The sequence below is a fragment of the Citrobacter sp. RHB25-C09 genome, assembly GCF_013836145.1.
Lineage (GTDB): Bacteria > Pseudomonadota > Gammaproteobacteria > Enterobacterales > Enterobacteriaceae > Citrobacter_A.
The window spans coordinates 1,174,065-1,190,766 of the sequence record NZ_CP057483.1; the positions used below are offsets into that span (position 1 = coordinate 1,174,065).

14 protein-coding genes are annotated in these 16,702 nt (G+C 51.6%); 10 read left to right on the plus strand and 4 right to left on the minus strand.

Features of this window, described 5'->3' with window-relative positions:
- Positions 1-293 precede the first annotated feature (293 nt).
- Both ampG and HVY19_RS05470 read right to left on the minus strand, forming a co-directional pair.
- Positions 294-1,769: a muropeptide MFS transporter AmpG gene (ampG, locus tag HVY19_RS05465; protein WP_181684220.1), complete on the minus strand. Its 1,476-nt coding sequence runs from the start codon at positions 1,767-1,769 to the stop codon at positions 294-296.
- A gap of 46 nt (positions 1,770-1,815) precedes the next feature.
- Positions 1,816-2,394, minus strand: a complete 579-nt coding sequence (locus HVY19_RS05470; RefSeq protein ID WP_181683347.1) for a lipoprotein — start codon at positions 2,392-2,394, stop codon at positions 1,816-1,818.
- 307 nt (positions 2,395-2,701) lie between these two features.
- Here HVY19_RS05470 and bolA point away from each other — a divergent pair, with 307 nt between their 5' ends.
- From bolA to fadM, 9 genes are all read left to right on the plus strand, one after another.
- The gene (gene bolA / locus HVY19_RS05475; protein ID WP_181683348.1) at positions 2,702-3,019 is read left to right on the plus strand and encodes a transcriptional regulator BolA; all 318 of its coding nucleotides are present in this window, start codon (positions 2,702-2,704) and stop codon (positions 3,017-3,019) included.
- A 341-nt stretch (positions 3,020-3,360) separates the two neighbouring features.
- A complete protein-coding gene (gene tig / locus HVY19_RS05480) occupies positions 3,361-4,659 on the plus strand; it encodes a trigger factor (protein WP_181683349.1) in 1,299 nt (432 codons plus the stop codon).
- A gap of 325 nt (positions 4,660-4,984) precedes the next feature.
- Entirely contained in the window at positions 4,985-5,608 is a 624-nt protein-coding gene (gene clpP / locus HVY19_RS05485) for an ATP-dependent Clp endopeptidase proteolytic subunit ClpP (RefSeq protein ID WP_181683350.1), read from the plus strand.
- A 126-nt stretch (positions 5,609-5,734) separates the two neighbouring features.
- A complete protein-coding gene (clpX, locus tag HVY19_RS05490) occupies positions 5,735-7,009 on the plus strand; it encodes an ATP-dependent protease ATP-binding subunit ClpX (RefSeq protein WP_181683351.1) in 1,275 nt (424 codons plus the stop codon).
- Positions 7,010-7,192: 183 nt separating this feature from the next.
- Positions 7,193-9,547: an endopeptidase La gene (lon, locus tag HVY19_RS05495; RefSeq protein ID WP_181683352.1), complete on the plus strand. Its 2,355-nt coding sequence runs from the start codon at positions 7,193-7,195 to the stop codon at positions 9,545-9,547.
- A gap of 208 nt (positions 9,548-9,755) precedes the next feature.
- Positions 9,756-10,028 (plus strand): nucleoid-associated protein HU-beta, encoded by a 273-nt coding sequence (gene hupB, locus HVY19_RS05500; protein ID WP_001043542.1) that lies wholly within the window; start codon positions 9,756-9,758, stop codon positions 10,026-10,028.
- Between the two features lie 254 nt (positions 10,029-10,282).
- Positions 10,283-12,151 (plus strand): peptidylprolyl isomerase, encoded by a 1,869-nt coding sequence (ppiD, locus tag HVY19_RS05505; RefSeq protein WP_181683353.1) that lies wholly within the window; start codon positions 10,283-10,285, stop codon positions 12,149-12,151.
- A gap of 150 nt (positions 12,152-12,301) precedes the next feature.
- On the plus strand, positions 12,302-12,676 hold the full coding sequence (locus tag HVY19_RS05510; RefSeq protein WP_181683354.1) for a helix-hairpin-helix domain-containing protein: 375 nt from the start codon (positions 12,302-12,304) through the stop codon (positions 12,674-12,676).
- A gap of 104 nt (positions 12,677-12,780) precedes the next feature.
- The gene (gene fadM, locus HVY19_RS05515) at positions 12,781-13,179 is read left to right on the plus strand and encodes a long-chain acyl-CoA thioesterase FadM (protein ID WP_181683355.1); all 399 of its coding nucleotides are present in this window, start codon (positions 12,781-12,783) and stop codon (positions 13,177-13,179) included.
- 102 nt (positions 13,180-13,281) lie between these two features.
- On the opposite strand, the gene queC is transcribed toward fadM, so the two are convergent.
- Together queC and HVY19_RS05525 are read right to left on the minus strand one after the other, a co-directional pair.
- Entirely contained in the window at positions 13,282-13,977 is a 696-nt protein-coding gene (queC, locus tag HVY19_RS05520; protein ID WP_181683356.1) for a 7-cyano-7-deazaguanine synthase QueC, read from the minus strand.
- Between the two features lie 63 nt (positions 13,978-14,040).
- Positions 14,041-15,741, minus strand: coding sequence for an SgrR family transcriptional regulator (locus HVY19_RS05525; RefSeq protein ID WP_181683357.1), 1,701 nt, complete (start codon positions 15,739-15,741; stop codon positions 14,041-14,043).
- Positions 15,742-15,841: 100 nt separating this feature from the next.
- Here HVY19_RS05525 and cof point away from each other — a divergent pair, with 100 nt between their 5' ends.
- Positions 15,842-16,660, plus strand: coding sequence for an HMP-PP phosphatase (cof, locus tag HVY19_RS05530; RefSeq protein WP_181683358.1), 819 nt, complete (start codon positions 15,842-15,844; stop codon positions 16,658-16,660).
- Positions 16,661-16,702 lie beyond the last annotated feature (42 nt).

Below are 16,702 nucleotides of genomic sequence, written 5' to 3' on the forward strand. Positions count from 1 at the left end.
ATCACGTTATAACGAAAGCGGGAGCGGAGGGGAGAGGCTGAGGGCAATTGGTATAACCAATGCTAAAATAAAACAAATGGTTAACAATTAATTATCAATATAAAGACAATTGAGTGACAAAAAATAAATAACACTTTGCTGAATCGTGTTAGGAAAATTAATACTATTAAAAGCGCCAATAATTTCCAATTCGTAAGGCGCACAAAATAACAAATATTATTTTTTCTCTCTGACGAATATTTAGCCGATATAATTTCAGGCAGTGATTACAACGGCTAAATATTGTTGCGGACTTACACCAGTCGGGCTTTACGCAGTGCCAGATAGTCGAGGAACCCACCCAATACGATACCGCAAACGGCAACGCCCACCGCCACTTCAAGGAGTCCTGGCAGGAAGGAAAAATGGGTGTAGTCTAAGGCGTTCATCGATAACAGCAGTAGCCAGACCGCCAGCAGTCCGCAGCCCACCATCAGGACATTTAATGCCAACCGATAGGCGGTACGAAACTCGGTTCGCGGCAGGAAGCTATCGTTCTTCTGAGTATATTCCAGCGTTTGTCGGCATATCAGCAGCAGAAGCAGGCCTGGTACCGCTGCCACCACGGAGAAAAGATAGAAGGTCGGCCAGCCGTGCGCTTCCACAAACCAGCCCGCCACCGGGCCAACGTAAACCCGTCCTACCGCAGAGAGAGCTGATAACAGTGCGAACTGGGTCGCGGAAAACGATTTATTACACAGCGTCATCAGCAGCGCGACAAAGGCTGAGGTCCCCATTCCGCCACACAGGTTTTCGAAAAACACGGCCGTGGCCATGCTAATCATATTTTTATCGGTTATTGAAAGCAGCCAGTATCCCGCATTGGACACGCCCTGCAGAATACCGAAGATCATCAGCGCACGGAAAAGCGTTAGCCTCTGCATCAACACCCCACCGTACAGCGCGCCCACGATGGTTGCCAACAACCCTAACGTTTTATTGACGACCCCGACTTCTCCCGCATCAAACCCAACACCGCGAATCAAAAAGGTGGTCGTCAGACTCATAGCAAAAGCATCACCCAGCTTATAAAGGATGATGAGCAGCAAAATCAGCCAGGCGTTGTTGCGACTAAAGAAATCGCGCAACGGGGCGGCGACGGCCTGTTCCAGCGTCTTAGGAACCGGAATGGTGTCGGTTGGCTCCGGCGCGAGCAGGGTTGAGATGATGCAGGGAATCAGCAGCGCCGCCATCAGCCAGTACATTCCCTGCCAGCCGAGCCAGCGATCGGCCATCCAGAGCGCCAGCCCACCGGAAACCAGCATTCCAAGGCGGTAACCAAGTACACTAATAGCCGCACCTGCCCCGCGTTCTTCAGCGGCTAAGACATCCGTTTTCCACGCATCAAAGACGATATCCTGCGAGGCAGAGCAAAAGGCGATCACCACCGCTAATGCTGCCATCCAGCGCAACTGGGTTCCGGGCTCAAGAAAGCCCATGGCGGCGATAGAGGCAAGCAGCAGAACCTGGGTGGTCAACAGCCAGCCGCGACGACGACCTAAAAAAGGTGGCGTATAGCGGTCCATGACCGGGGACCAGAGAAACTTAAAGACGTAAGCCTGACCGACCAGTGAAAAGAAACCGATGGTTTTGAGATCGATATTCTCAACGGTCATCCAGGCCTGCAACGTTCCGGAGGTGAGTGCGAGCGGTAAACCAGAGGCGAAACCCAACATCAGCAAAATGGCTGATTTCGGTTGCTGAAAAATGCGTAAATAGTGACTGGACATGGGCATATAAAGTTGACCCGGCTTTACGCCGGGTCAGGGGGCTGTATTAGCGGGCGTTTTGCTTGATGAAATCATGAACGCTGGTGTCCTGAGACATATCAGCGATGGTATCAGTCAGAACGCTGTCAACCGCGTTGGCGATATTTTTGTTGGTCGCAGTGAATGCGCCTTCAACAGAGTAGCTCGCGCGGTAGTTTTTGGTCATCTTGTTGCCGTTCGCCGCAGTGGCGATGATGGCGATATCCGCTTTAGTGGCGATGTTATAACGGACGTTACCCTGAGAGACATCGGCGTACAGCTGATTCACGATAATCTGCAGGTTTACGGCACCGTTCGGGCCAACCATGTAACCGCGTGCGGTCATCTGTTTTTCCAGCACTTCCTGGAGCAGGAAGCGCAGATCGCGGGAGGCGGTCAACGTCACCAGTTGATTTTCGCGGGTGACTTTGGCCAGAGCCTGATCCGGACGCTGGTCGGCGCCGTTGATGCTAACGGTCACGCCCATCAGGCTTGGATCCTGTTGCGGCAGCGTAATCTTAGGCGACACATCAATGGTTGTCGGTGGTGTTGCGCATCCTGCCAGCATAAACATCGCGACTAAAGGGAAGAGGATTTTTTTTAACATTCTTGGACTCTCAGTGACTCTAAAACTGGTGGATAGAAAAAAATTCTCGCCATCATAACATTGCCAACGACGAGGGGAAGTAGGTAACGCATGTAAATTCATCGCGTTGTCCCTTTTATAACCTGGCAGAGAACAAAGTCGGGCTTTTCGCAACGCAGTAAACGTATAAAACAGTAAACTTTATCCCTTTATAAGTGAAAATCAGACGAAGGCTAAATTTTTGTTGTAATGCTGTAATGTAAACGGTAAAAGCGGCTAGTATTTAAAGTGATGGTTGACATCTCAGCGTCGTTTGAGGAGATATTTCATGATGATACGTGAGCAAATAGAAGAAAAATTAAGGGCGGCGTTCCAACCCGTGTTCCTCGAAGTTGTGGATGAAAGCTATCGTCACAATGTTCCGGCAGGTTCTGAAAGCCATTTTAAAGTGGTACTGGTGAGCGATCGTTTCACAGGAGAACGTTTTTTAAATCGTCACCGGATGATTTATGGAACATTAACGGCGGAATTCGCAACAACTGTCCATGCGCTGGCGCTGCATACCTACACCATTAAGGAGTGGGAAGGGCTTCAGGATACGATTTTTGCGTCGCCCCCTTGTCGTGGAGCGGGGAGTATTGCATAAAAACGCATTTGCAACCGTTGGCGCTTTTCCAGTATGTTGCTAACGATTAAGTAAAAACGGCCTGCGGGCCGTTTTGTTTTGTCTGAATATTGAACTAAAACGATCGTTTTCAGACCAAAATTAGCCGGGAATTGTGAAAAAAGCCGCAGCAACGCGCATTCACCGTCCTCGACTCGTAAAAGTGATGCCGCTATAATGCCGCGTCTTATTTGAATGTCTTCGGGATGATTCTGACGACAGGGAATGTGATTAAGTATGAGAACATCCCGGTTCCGCGAAGCTAATAATCTGTGCTTGCGGAGTAGAGTTGACCGAGCACTGTGATTTTTTGAGGTAACAAGATGCAAGTTTCAGTTGAAACCACTCAAGGCCTTGGCCGCCGTGTAACGATTACAATCGCTGCTGACAGCATCGAGACCGCTGTTAAAAGCGAGCTGGTCAACGTAGCGAAGAAAGTACGTATTGACGGCTTCCGTAAAGGCAAAGTACCGATGAATGTTGTTGCTCAGCGTTATGGCGCGTCGGTTCGCCAGGATGTGCTGGGTGACCTGATGAGCCGTAACTTCGTTGACGCGATCATCAAAGAAAAAATCAATCCAGCGGGTGCGCCGAACTACGTTCCGGGCGAATACAAGCTGGGTGAAGACTTCACCTACGCCGTAGAGTTTGAAGTTTATCCGGAAGTCGAACTGACTGGCCTGGAAGCAATCGAAGTTGAAAAACCGGTTGTTGAAGTGACCGACGCTGACGTTGATGTGATGCTGGATACCCTGCGTAAGCAGCAGGCGACCTGGAAAGACAAAGACGGCGCTGCTGATGCAGAAGACCGCGTAACCGTAGACTTCACCGGCTCTGTTGACGGCGAAGAGTTCGAAGGCGGCAAAGCGTCTGATTTCGTACTGGCGATGGGCCAGGGTCGTATGATCCCAGGCTTTGAAGACGGTATCAAAGGCCACAAAGCGGGTGAAGAATTCACCATCGACGTGACCTTCCCGGAAGATTACCACGCTGAAAACCTGAAAGGTAAAGCGGCGAAGTTCGTCATCAATCTGAAGAAAGTTGAAGAGCGCGAACTGCCGGAACTGACTGAAGAATTCATCAAACGTTTCGGCGTTGAAGATGGTTCCGTTGCCGGTCTGCGTACCGAAGTACGTAAAAACATGGAGCGCGAGCTGAAAGGCGCTGTGCGTAACCGTGTGAAATCTCAGGCGATCGAAGGTCTGGTGAAAGCTAACGACATCGACGTTCCAGCGGCACTGATCGACAGCGAAATCGACGTTCTGCGTCGTCAGGCTGCTCAGCGTTTCGGTGGCAACGAGAAACAAGCTTTCGAACTGCCGCGTGAACTGTTCGAAGAACAAGCTAAACGCCGCGTCGTGGTTGGCCTGCTGCTGGGCGAAGTCATTCGCACCAACGAGCTGAAAGCTGACGAAGAGCGCGTGAAAGGCCTGATCGAAGAGATGGCGTCTGCGTACGAAGATCCGAAAGAAGTGATCGAGTTCTACAGCAAAAATAAAGAGCTGATGGACAACATGCGTAACGTCGCTCTGGAAGAACAGGCTGTTGAAGCGGTTCTGGCGAAAGCGAAAGTGACTGAAAAAGCCACTACTTTCAACGAACTGATGAACCAGCAGGCGTAATCTCTGTTCTGTGCACGCCTGATGGCGCTGCGCTTATCAGGCCTACGGGATTGGCACACTACGTTGATTCTGTAGGTCGGATAAGACGCTTGCATAGCCATCCGACAAAAAAAACCGCTGAGTTTCGTACCAGCGGTTTTTTTTGTCATGGCTTTTACCGGGAAGAGTACGAAAAAGCGTTTTTCGTTGTTAGCGTTAAAGCAAAAGATTGTTATGCTTGAATTATGGCGATGCCGTACCCATAACAGAGGGACTAGCTGATAATCCGTCCAGAAGGTTACAATCGGTACAGCAGGTTTTATCATTTTTTATCCAGGAGACGGAAATGTCATACAGCGGCGAACGAGATAATTTTGCACCCCATATGGCGCTGGTGCCGATGGTCATTGAACAGACCTCACGTGGTGAGCGCTCTTTTGATATTTTTTCTCGTCTTCTTAAGGAACGTGTTATTTTTCTGACCGGCCAGGTCGAAGACCAGATGGCTAACCTGATCGTGGCGCAGATGCTGTTCCTGGAAGCGGAAAACCCAGAAAAAGATATCTATCTCTACATCAACTCCCCTGGCGGGGTGATTACGGCGGGTATGTCTATTTATGACACCATGCAGTTTATCAAGCCAGACGTCAGCACCATCTGTATGGGCCAGGCGGCCTCGATGGGAGCATTCTTGTTGACTGCCGGGGCAAAAGGTAAACGTTTTTGCCTGCCAAACTCCCGCGTCATGATCCACCAGCCTCTGGGCGGTTATCAGGGCCAGGCAACGGATATTGAAATTCATGCCCGTGAAATCCTGAAGGTGAAAGGACGCATGAATGAACTTATGGCGCATCATACGGGTCAATCTCTTGAGCAGATTGAGCGTGATACAGAGCGCGATCGCTTCCTCTCTGCCTCCGAGGCAGTAGAGTACGGCTTAGTCGACTCGATTTTGACTCATCGTAATTGATGCCCAGGGCGTAAGTGTGCCGCTATACTTACCAGGGGCGGCACAACGCGATAAGCGAGTTGCGCCTGAGAATGGCATATTGCGTCGTCATGTGCGGCACAAAGAACAAAGAAGAGGTTTTTACTCATGACAGATAAACGCAAAGATGGCTCGGGCAAACTGTTGTACTGCTCTTTTTGCGGCAAAAGCCAGCATGAAGTGCGTAAGCTCATTGCCGGCCCATCCGTGTATATCTGCGACGAATGTGTCGATTTATGTAACGACATCATCCGCGAAGAGATAAAAGAAGTGGCACCGCACCGTGAACGCAGTGCGTTGCCGACGCCACACGAAATTCGTAACCACCTTGGCGATTACGTCATTGGTCAGGAACAGGCGAAGAAAGTGCTGGCGGTTGCGGTTTATAACCACTACAAACGTCTGCGTAACGGCGATACCAGCAACGGCGTCGAGTTAGGCAAGAGTAACATTCTGCTGATTGGCCCGACTGGTTCCGGTAAAACGTTACTGGCAGAAACGCTGGCGCGCCTGCTGGATGTTCCGTTCACCATGGCAGATGCCACCACGCTGACCGAAGCAGGTTACGTGGGTGAAGACGTCGAGAACATCATTCAGAAATTGCTGCAAAAATGCGATTACGATGTTCAGAAAGCGCAGCGTGGCATTGTCTATATCGACGAAATCGACAAGATTTCCCGTAAATCGGACAATCCGTCCATTACCCGTGACGTTTCCGGTGAAGGCGTTCAGCAGGCACTGCTGAAACTGATCGAAGGGACCGTGGCTGCCGTTCCGCCGCAGGGTGGACGTAAGCATCCGCAGCAGGAGTTCTTGCAGGTGGATACCTCCAAGATCCTGTTTATCTGTGGTGGTGCTTTTGCCGGTCTGGACAAAGTGATTGCGAATCGTGTTGAAACCGGCTCTGGCATTGGTTTTGGCGCGACGGTGAAAGCGAAATCTGACAAAGCCAGCGAAGGCGAACTGCTGTCGCAGGTTGAACCTGAAGATCTGATCAAATTTGGTTTGATCCCTGAGTTTATCGGTCGTTTGCCGGTAGTGGCGACGCTGAACGAACTCAGCGAAGAAGCGCTGATTCAGATCCTTAAAGAGCCGAAAAACGCACTGACCAAACAGTATCAGGCGCTGTTTAACCTCGAAGGGGTGGATCTTGAGTTCCGCGACGAAGCGCTGGATGCGATCGCCAAGAAAGCGATGGCGCGTAAAACCGGTGCTCGTGGTCTGCGTTCCATCGTTGAAGCCGCTCTGCTTGATACCATGTACGATCTGCCTTCCATGGAAGACGTCGAGAAAGTGGTCATTGATGAGTCGGTGATTAACGGTCAAACCAAGCCGCTGCTGATTTACGGTAAGCCGGAAGCGCAACAGGCGTCTGGCGAATAATTAGCCAAAATATACAACTGGTTAATCAAAAAGGGGGGATTTTATCCCCCCTTTTATTTTTCCGTAAACATGGCGTTGAATGTGTGGGAAACATCCCCATATACTGACATACATGTTAAAGGTTGCGTGAAGCACAGTCGCGCAGTCTGTTACCAGGCGGACACTAAACTAAGAGAGAGCTCTATGAATCCTGAGCGTTCTGAACGCATTGAAATCCCCGTATTGCCGTTGCGCGATGTGGTGGTTTATCCGCACATGGTCATACCCTTATTCGTAGGGCGGGAAAAATCTATCCGTTGTCTGGAAGCGGCTATGGACCATGATAAAAAAATCATGCTGGTCGCCCAGAAAGAAGCATCAACGGATGAGCCGGGTGTAAACGATCTTTTCACCGTCGGGACCGTGGCCTCTATTCTACAAATGCTGAAGCTGCCTGATGGCACCGTTAAGGTGCTGGTTGAGGGGTTACAGCGTGCGCGCATTTCAGCGCTGTCTGATAACGGCGAACATTTTTCTGCTAAAGCGGAATACCTTGATTCGCCAGCGATTGACGAACGCGAGCAGGAAGTGCTCGTGCGTACCGCGATCAGCCAGTTTGAAGGCTATATCAAGCTGAACAAAAAAATCCCACCGGAAGTGCTGACGTCGCTCAATAGCATCGACGACCCTGCACGTCTGGCGGACACCATCGCCGCGCACATGCCGCTGAAGCTGGCGGACAAACAGTCCGTGCTTGAGATGTCAGACGTGAATGAGCGTCTGGAATATCTGATGGCGATGATGGAATCAGAAATCGATCTGCTGCAGGTTGAGAAACGCATTCGCAACCGCGTGAAAAAGCAGATGGAGAAATCCCAGCGTGAGTACTATCTGAATGAGCAAATGAAAGCGATTCAGAAAGAACTCGGGGAGATGGACGACGCACCGGACGAAAACGAAGCGCTGAAGCGTAAGATCGACGCGGCGAAAATGCCGAAAGAGGCAAAAGAGAAAGCGGAAGCAGAATTGCAGAAGCTGAAAATGATGTCTCCAATGTCGGCGGAAGCGACGGTGGTGCGCGGCTACATCGACTGGATGGTGCAGGTACCGTGGAATGCGCGGAGCAAGGTCAAAAAAGATCTGCGTCAGGCGCAGGAAATCCTCGACACCGACCACTATGGTCTGGAGCGCGTGAAAGACCGTATCCTTGAGTATCTCGCGGTACAAAGCCGTGTTAACAAAATCAAGGGACCGATCCTGTGTCTGGTAGGGCCGCCGGGGGTGGGTAAAACATCTCTGGGTCAGTCCATCGCCAAAGCGACCGGGCGTAAGTACATCCGTATGGCGCTTGGCGGCGTACGTGATGAAGCGGAAATTCGCGGTCACCGCCGGACGTACATCGGCTCTATGCCGGGTAAACTGATTCAAAAAATGGCGAAAGTGGGCGTAAAAAACCCACTGTTCCTGCTCGATGAGATCGACAAAATGTCTTCTGACATGCGTGGCGATCCGGCGTCAGCCCTGCTTGAAGTGCTGGATCCTGAGCAGAACGTGGCCTTCAGCGATCACTATCTGGAAGTGGACTACGATCTCAGCGACGTGATGTTTGTTGCGACGTCCAACTCCATGAACATTCCGGCACCGCTGCTGGATCGTATGGAAGTGATTCGCCTGTCTGGCTATACCGAAGATGAGAAACTGAACATCGCGAAACGCCATCTGCTGCCGAAGCAGATCGAACGTAACGCGCTGAAAAAAGGCGAGTTAACGGTCGACGATAGCGCCATTATCGGGATTATCCGTTATTACACCCGTGAGGCGGGCGTGCGTAGTCTGGAGCGTGAAATCTCCAAACTTTGCCGTAAAGCGGTGAAGCAGTTGCTGCTGGATAAATCGCTGAAACACATTGTCATTAATGGTGAAAACCTGCATGACTACCTCGGCGTACAGCGCTTTGACTATGGTCGCGCGGATAACGAGAATCGCGTAGGTCAGGTTACCGGTCTGGCGTGGACAGAAGTGGGCGGCGACCTGCTGACCATCGAAACCGCCTGTGTACCGGGTAAAGGCAAGTTGACCTATACCGGGTCTCTCGGTGAAGTGATGCAGGAGTCTATTCAGGCTGCGCTGACCGTGGTGCGCGCGCGCGCGGAAAAACTGGGTATTAATCCCGATTTTTACGAGAAACGCGACATTCACGTTCACGTACCGGAAGGGGCGACGCCAAAAGACGGTCCGAGCGCCGGTATAGCCATGTGTACTGCGCTGGTTTCTTGCCTGACCGGTAACCCGGTTCGCGCCGATGTGGCGATGACGGGTGAAATTACCCTGCGTGGTCAGGTGCTGCCGATCGGTGGTTTGAAAGAAAAACTGCTGGCCGCACACCGTGGCGGTATCAAAACGGTCTTAATTCCTGATGAAAATAAACGTGACCTGGAAGAGATTCCGGATAACGTGATTGCCGATCTGGACATTCATCCGGTGAAACGTATTGAAGAGGTTTTGACCCTCGCTTTGCAAAATGAGCCGTCAGGAATGCAGGTTGTGACCGCAAAATAGTGACCTCGCGCAAAGACCACTAATAAAAACAGGGCTGGCAGGCCATTTCGTACTTGCCAGCCTTTTTTTGTATGGCTAATTTAGATGTCGGATCGGGTCTGCCACCATTAAGGGGTGTTGTAAGGGCATGGCAGGCCTGATATAACTGCTGCGCGGTCGCACTTTGAAGGATTGCGGTGCGATATAAATTATAATGAGGAAAAGAAGAGTGAATAAATCTCAACTGATTGACAAAATTGCTGCAGGGGCTGATATCTCTAAGGCTGCGGCTGGCCGTGCGTTAGATGCTATTATTGCTTCTGTTACTGAATCTCTGAAAGAAGGGGATGACGTTGCGCTGGTAGGTTTTGGTACTTTTGCTGTTAAAGAGCGTGCTGCCCGTACTGGTCGCAACCCGCAGACAGGCAAAGAGATCACCATCGCCGCTGCAAAAGTACCGAGCTTCCGTGCAGGTAAAGCACTGAAAGACGCGGTAAACTAAGCGTGCTTCCCCTCCGGGGATGGGACGTAGTACAAGGGCGCATCAATTGATGTGCCTTTTTTTATTATTGAACCGATTTTCTACAGGTTGTGGGCTGACAATCACCCCTGTTTCTTGTCACAATAGGCGCTTTCCGCGCAGCGTTCAGGAAACGCTATGCTGCGTGAAGTTTATATGCACAAAATCGTTCAGGTTGCGTCGAGCAATCTTGAGGACAACGTGTATAGTCACCTACAGCGGAGTGTGGTCACACTATGATGGACAGCTTACGCACGGCTGCTAACAGTCTCGTGCTCAAGATTATCTTCGGGATCATTATCGTGTCGTTCATTTTGACCGGCGTGAGTGGTTACCTGATTGGCGGAGGCAAGAACTACGCCGCAAAAATCAATGGCCAGGAAATCAGCCGTGGGCAGTTTGAGAATGCGTTCAACAGCGAACGTAACCGCATGCAGCAACAGCTGGGCGAACAATTCTCTGAACTCGCTGCAAATGAAGGCTATATGAAAACCCTGCGCCAGCAGACGCTGAATCGTTTGATTGACGAAGCGCTGCTCGATCAATACGCGCATGAGCTCAAGCTGGGCATTAGCGACGAGCAGGTTAAACAGGCCATCTTCTCGACTCCTGCTTTCCAGGTTGACGGTAAGTTCGATAACAGCCGTTATAACGCGATTATCGGCCAGATGCGAATGACGCCTGACCAGTATGCTCAGGCGCTGCGTAATCAGCTGACCACGCAGCAATTGATCAGCGCCGTTGCTGGTACTGAATTCATGCTCAAAGGCGAGACGGATGAACTGGCGGCGCTGGTGTCACAACAGCGCGTTGTGCGTGAAGCCACTATTGATGTCAATGCGCTGGCGGCAAAGCAGCAGGTGACCGACCAGGACATTACCGCGTACTACGACCAGCATAAAAATAGCTTTATGACGCCAGAGCAGTTCCGCGTCAGCTATATCGCGCTGGACGCGGCGGCAATGCAAAAACCAGTCAGTGATGCAGACATCCAGTCTTATTATGACCAGCATCAGGATCAGTTCACTCAACCGCAGCGTAACCGTTACAGCATCATCCAGACTAAAACGGAAGATGAAGCTGAAGCGGTGTTAGAGGCGCTGAACAAAGGCGGCGATTTTGCCACTCTGGCAAAAGAGAAATCTGCTGACATTATCTCTGCGCGTAACGGCGGTGATATGGGCTGGCTGGAAGAGGCTACCACGCCGGATGAACTGAAAAACGCCGGTTTGAAAGAGAAAGGTCAACTTTCTGGTGTGATTAAATCATCCGTGGGTTTCCTCATTGCTCGCCTGGACGACGTTCAGCCTGCGAAGGTGAAGCCGCTGAGCGAAGCTCGTGATGACATCGCCGCAAAAGTAAAACAGGAAAAAGCGCTGGATGCCTACTTTGCGTTGCAGCAGAAGGTCAGTGACGCCGCGAATAACGATACGGAATCTCTGGCGGGTGTAGAACAGGTAGCCGGAATGAAGGCAGTAGAAACCGACTGGTTTAGCCGTGACAGCCTGCCGAAGGAACTGGATTTCAAACCGATATCTGACGCCATTTTTGAGGGCGCGCTGCTAGGTGAAAACGGTACACCGGGTAGAAACTCCGATATCATCACTGTTGATGGCGACCGTGCGTTTGTGCTGCGTATCAGCGAGCATAAAGCCGAAGCGGTTAAGCCCCTGGCTGAAGTGAAAGATCAGGTTGCTGCACAGGTGAAACACAACAAAGCGGAGCAGCAGGCAAAACTGGATGCTGAAAAGCTGCTGGTTGAGTTGAAAGCCGGAAAAGGCCAGGAAGCGATGAAAGCGCTCGGTCTGAGTTTTGGCGAGTCCAAAACCCTGAGCCGTTCAGGTCAGGATCCTGTGAGCCAGGCAGCCTTCGGTCTGAGCCTGCCGGCAAAAGATAAGCCGAGCTACGGCATTGCCAGCGATATGCAGGGCAATGTGGTTGTGCTGGCGCTGGACGATGTGAAAGCGGGTTCCATGCCGGAAGATCAGAAAAAAGCGATGGTGCAGGGCATTACCCAGAACAATGCACAGATTGTCTTCGAAGCGCTGATGAGCAACCTGCGTAAAGCCGCGAAGATTGAAATGGGCGACGCACTGGAGCAGTAATCGTCGAGACGCCTCGCAATTCATTGCACAAAAGTTGTAACGCATAAAGGCCGCTTTCGCGGCCTTTTCCATTTCTAAAACTTGCCATTTGTCGGTTTTTTCCTTCCTCGCTATGGTGATTCCACTGTTAACACACAAGGAGAAAACAGTATGAAACATGGAATCAAAGCGCTGATGATCACCCTTACGTTAGCTTGTGCAGGGATGAGCCAAAGCGCGCTGGCGACGGCCCCTGCGGGAAAAAGTGCGGCTGTAGAGACGAAAGCAGAAGCGCCCGTCGCCGGGCAACATAAAGCGACTGCACCGGCGCAAGCGAAAGAGGATGATGGCACCAGAGTCAACATCAATACCGCTTCAGCAGAAGACCTCGCACGGGTAATGAACGGTGTCGGCCTGAAAAAAGCCCAGGCGATAGTCAGTTATCGCGAGGAGTATGGCCCGTTTAAAACGGTGGACGATCTTAAACAGGTGCCGGGAATGGGCAGTTCGCTGGTAGAGCGTAATCTTTCGGTTTTAACAATTTAATAACTTGCACAGTGGCAGAAATTTGCCAGACTTGGAGAGGTCATACCAGTTTTGATCTCTCCACTTAAGTCTGACTAATAAAAACAATGTAAGGTTCTTGCGCTATGCAAACACAAATCAAAGTTCGTGGTTATCATCTTGATGTCTACCAGCATGTGAATAACGCTCGTTATCTGGAGTTCCTGGAGGAGGCGCGTTGGGACGGGCTGGAAAGCAGTGACAGTTTTCAGTGGATGGTTGCCCGCAACATCGCCTTTGTGGTGGTGAACATCAATATTAACTATCGCCGCCCAGCCGTACTGAGCGACGTGTTGACCGTCACCAGTCAGGTTCAACAGCTAAACGGGAAAAGCGGTATTTTAAGCCAGGTTATCACCCTTGAACCGGAAGGGCAGGTGGTGGCTGATGCGCTGATCACGTTCGTCTGTATTGATTTAAAATCGCAGAAAGCGCTGGCGCTGGAAGGGGAATTACGCGAAAAGTTAGAACAAATGGTGAAGTAGTGGAAATTGCCTGATGGCGCTTCGCTTATCAGGCCTACAGCCTAAATGGAATGGGTAGGCCGGATAATGCGTGCGCGCCGCCATCCGGCAAAACCAACCTGATTACATCAATCCGGTTTTTTGCTTCATTGCCGCCATCACCGCCGGTTTATTTGCCAGATAGTGATTCAGTCCGTTAGCGCGCAGGTGACAGGCGGCACATTGACCACAACCATCGCCCTTAATGCCGTTATAGCAGGTCAGGGTCTCTTCCCGTATCAGATCCAGCTTGCCCCAGTAGTCGGCCAGCGCCCAGGTTTCCGCTTTATCAAGCCACATCAGCGGCGTTTCAAAGCGGATATCTTTGGCCATACCCAGACTAACGGCGTGATTTAGCGCTTTTACAAACTCATCGCGACAGTCGGGGTAACCGGAAAAATCAGTTTCGCAGACGCCGGTAATTACCGCTTCCGCCTTGACCTGGTAAGCATAAATAGCCGCCAGCGTCAGGAACAGAATGTTACGTCCGGGAACAAACGTATTAGGAATGCCGTCGGCATCGGGTTCATAGTCTGGTACCGGAATGCTGTCACGGGTCAGGCTACTGACGGCCAGTTCACTCAGTAGCGTCACGTCCAACACTTTATGCGCACGTGCGCCCAGTCTGAGGGCCAGATCCCGTGCAACCTCAATCTCAGCGCGATGACGCTGACCATAATCAAAGGTCACGCAATGCACTTCATCATAATGATGCAGCGCCTGCGCCAGACAGGTGGTGGAGTCCTGGCCTCCACTGAATACTACGACGGCACGTTTCATGGTTATTCCGTAAATCGACAAAAACGCTATGTTAGCGTCTGGGCAGCGCGCCGACCAGCTCCTTCACGGACTCGGCGGCGGAAGCCAGGCTTCGGTGAACTCAAACCAGCCGAGTGGATTCAGCCGCACGCCGTTCACGCCGGGAGGTGCGCTGATTCGGTAGTGGTAATTAAACAGCGGGGTGACCGTGGCATCATTCATCAGATTAGTGAAAACCTGCTGTAGCGCCGCATACCGATGCGCTTCTTGTGGATGGCGTTGCAATGCATCCAGCGTGGCTTGTAGATGCGCATACGCCGGTGCATCCATAACATGTGACCAGAGCAGATCGTAACGCAGCCATTGCTCAAGGGTATATTCCGGCGCTTCACCAATCAGCCTGTCTCCCATCATCAGATCCGCATCGCTAAGCCGGCTACAGCCATCCCAGTTTTTCGCATGATGAAAAATCAGCGTCAGCTCGCAGCCCTGATCGGCAAGCGCAAGGCGCAAACGTTCTGCCATAGCGTGCAGTTCGATGGGCAAATGATAAATCAGCGTCAGTTTAGTCGGCAGCTTAACCGCCTCCAGATTTTCCCATGCCGGGATAGACCAACCTGGCAACATCGCATTACTCGGGGTAATTAAATTTTCTCCAACGTCCAGCGTTTGTAGCAGAGAGGAGCGATGAATAATATCGATCAGCCGCCGCGCCTGCTGCTGGCTTAGCGCGGCATTTTTTTTCAGCGTTAAATAGCAAAAGCCAAGGCTAATGCCGCTGCTGACAGGCGTTACCGTCGCCAGCTCTTCCGGTTTCCCAATAGTAATCTGTACCGGATGACGACAACTGGTTCCCAGATCCTGGGCAAAAAGCTGGGGTGTGATCCAGTATTCAATGGCTTTCAATAACGGATGGCTGAGATGGTAATGCTCATGACTTTCCAACCGTACCAGTTCCGGTGTAAACAGTGTCAGGCGAAAAGGCCCGGTACCAATGAGTGGTTGCTCCGGGTGTGCCAGGTAGCTGCAATAACTTGCCAGTCGGTGCGCTAACCAGGAATCCGGGCGATGCAAAATAAACGTCAGGCACTGGGGATGGGTGACGTTTATTTCCTTCACGCTAATGAACAGTCGGCTCAGCGCGGGGAGTTCAAGGAGCATCATTAGCCGTTTATGCAACTGCGTGGTTTCAACCCTGTCTCCGTTATGCCAGAACAAGGTGGAGCGAATGTAGAAATCCCAGCGCAGACCGTCGGCGGAAGTGCTCCAGTGATGGGCGAGATCGCCGCAGGGACGTTGTGTCTGACTGTCGAAGCGCGTCAGGCCGGAAAAAATCTGGCCAGCCAAATGCTGCTCTGCGCGACCGGGAAGAAAGCCCGGATGGAGCGGATCAAGCGGACGATAATAAGGAATACGCAGCGTGGGGGTATCGTTTTGCCACTGACCGCCCATAAAAGGCTGTAGCATCGCGCGTAGTTCACCCGGTGCCAGCTGCGCCAGCTCCAGAACGCTCTGCTGTTGTCCTTTTTGCAGCGCCTGTTCCATCATGGTGGTACGCAGCGATTCCGGCGTCACCAGAAAACGGAGCCGTCCTCGTTTGCCGCGCCCGGACTGCGCCTCCCAGATTAACCATCCCGCGTCCTGGGCCTGACGGAGCAGCGTGCGAATATGGCGCTCACTGCAAAAGCAGCGCTCAGCCAGCTCGCCGACGGTAACGCTTTGTGGCTCCCCGCTGGAAGGTTGCCAGAGTCGCTGATACTGATTAAGCCTGTTAAGAAGCCGCATATAAACCCGGAACAATTTCGTTTATCTATTCACTATTACTTCCGCATATCTCAGGTGATACTCAATCACAAGTTATTCCCGTCACACTGTGGAGAAAGAGATGGCTCGTCTTGCTGCATTCGATATGGATGGCACTCTGTTAATGCCAAATCACCTTATGGGTGATGAAACGCTCTCCACCCTTGCGCGACTGCGCGAGCGGGATATTACGCTGACGTTTGCCACCGGTCGCCATGTGCTGGAAATGCGTCATATTCTTGGCACCTTTTCCCTCGATGCATTTTTGATTACCGGCAATGGCACCCGCATCCATTCTCTGGAAGGCGAAGTATTACATCGTCAGGATCTCGACCCGGCTGTCGCCGAAATTGTGCTGAGCCGGCGTTGGGACACTCGTGCCAGTATGCATGTCTTCAATGACAACGGTTGGTTTACCGGGCAAGAGATCCCAGAGATGCTCCATGCCCACGTCTACAGCGGGTTTCGCTATCAAATCGTGGATATCACAGGTATTCCTGCCGATCGCGTCACCAAAGTCTGCTTCTGTGGCGATCATGACGATCTTACGCGCCTGAAAGCGGAGCTTGAAGACACATTAGGTAGCCGGGCGCATCTGTGTTTCTCGGCCGTTGATTGCCTTGAAATTCTGCCGGTGGGCTGTAACAAAGGTTCCGCGCTGGCAGTGTTGAGTCAGCATCTGGGACTTTCGATGGCTGAATGCATGGCGTTTGGCGACGCGATGAATGACCGCGAAATGCTCGGCAGCGTTGGACATGGCCTGATTATGGGGAACGCGATGCCGCAACTGATAGCCGAACTTCCACATCTCCCGGTGATTGGGCACTGCCGCAATCAGGCGGTTTCTCACTTTTTGACGCATTGGCTGGACAATCCACATCTACCTTATTCCCCCGAATAGAGAGATCCCTTCCAGCAAACGGGCATATTTTTCAATGCCCGT

Excerpts from the sequence above, each read along its gene's own strand:
- HVY19_RS05510 (WP_181683354.1), top strand. The coding sequence starts at position 12,302 with ATGAAACATGGAATCAAAGCGCTGATGATCACCCTTACGTTAGCTTGT.
- clpX (WP_181683351.1), top strand. The coding sequence starts at position 5,735 with ATGACAGATAAACGCAAAGATGGCTCGGGCAAACTGTTGTACTGCTCT.
- ppiD (WP_181683353.1), top strand. The coding sequence starts at position 10,283 with ATGATGGACAGCTTACGCACGGCTGCTAACAGTCTCGTGCTCAAGATT.
- ampG (WP_181684220.1), bottom strand. The coding sequence starts at position 1,769 with ATGTCCAGTCACTATTTACGCATTTTTCAGCAACCGAAATCAGCCATT.
- tig (WP_181683349.1), top strand. The coding sequence starts at position 3,361 with ATGCAAGTTTCAGTTGAAACCACTCAAGGCCTTGGCCGCCGTGTAACG.
- bolA (WP_181683348.1), top strand. The coding sequence starts at position 2,702 with ATGATGATACGTGAGCAAATAGAAGAAAAATTAAGGGCGGCGTTCCAA.
- queC (WP_181683356.1), bottom strand. The coding sequence starts at position 13,977 with ATGAAACGTGCCGTCGTAGTATTCAGTGGAGGCCAGGACTCCACCACC.
- lon (WP_181683352.1), top strand. The coding sequence starts at position 7,193 with ATGAATCCTGAGCGTTCTGAACGCATTGAAATCCCCGTATTGCCGTTG.
- cof (WP_181683358.1), top strand. The coding sequence starts at position 15,842 with ATGGCTCGTCTTGCTGCATTCGATATGGATGGCACTCTGTTAATGCCA.
- HVY19_RS05470 (WP_181683347.1), bottom strand. The coding sequence starts at position 2,394 with ATGTTAAAAAAAATCCTCTTCCCTTTAGTCGCGATGTTTATGCTGGCA.
- fadM (WP_181683355.1), top strand. The coding sequence starts at position 12,781 with ATGCAAACACAAATCAAAGTTCGTGGTTATCATCTTGATGTCTACCAG.
- clpP (WP_181683350.1), top strand. The coding sequence starts at position 4,985 with ATGTCATACAGCGGCGAACGAGATAATTTTGCACCCCATATGGCGCTG.
- HVY19_RS05525 (WP_181683357.1), bottom strand. The coding sequence starts at position 15,741 with ATGCGGCTTCTTAACAGGCTTAATCAGTATCAGCGACTCTGGCAACCT.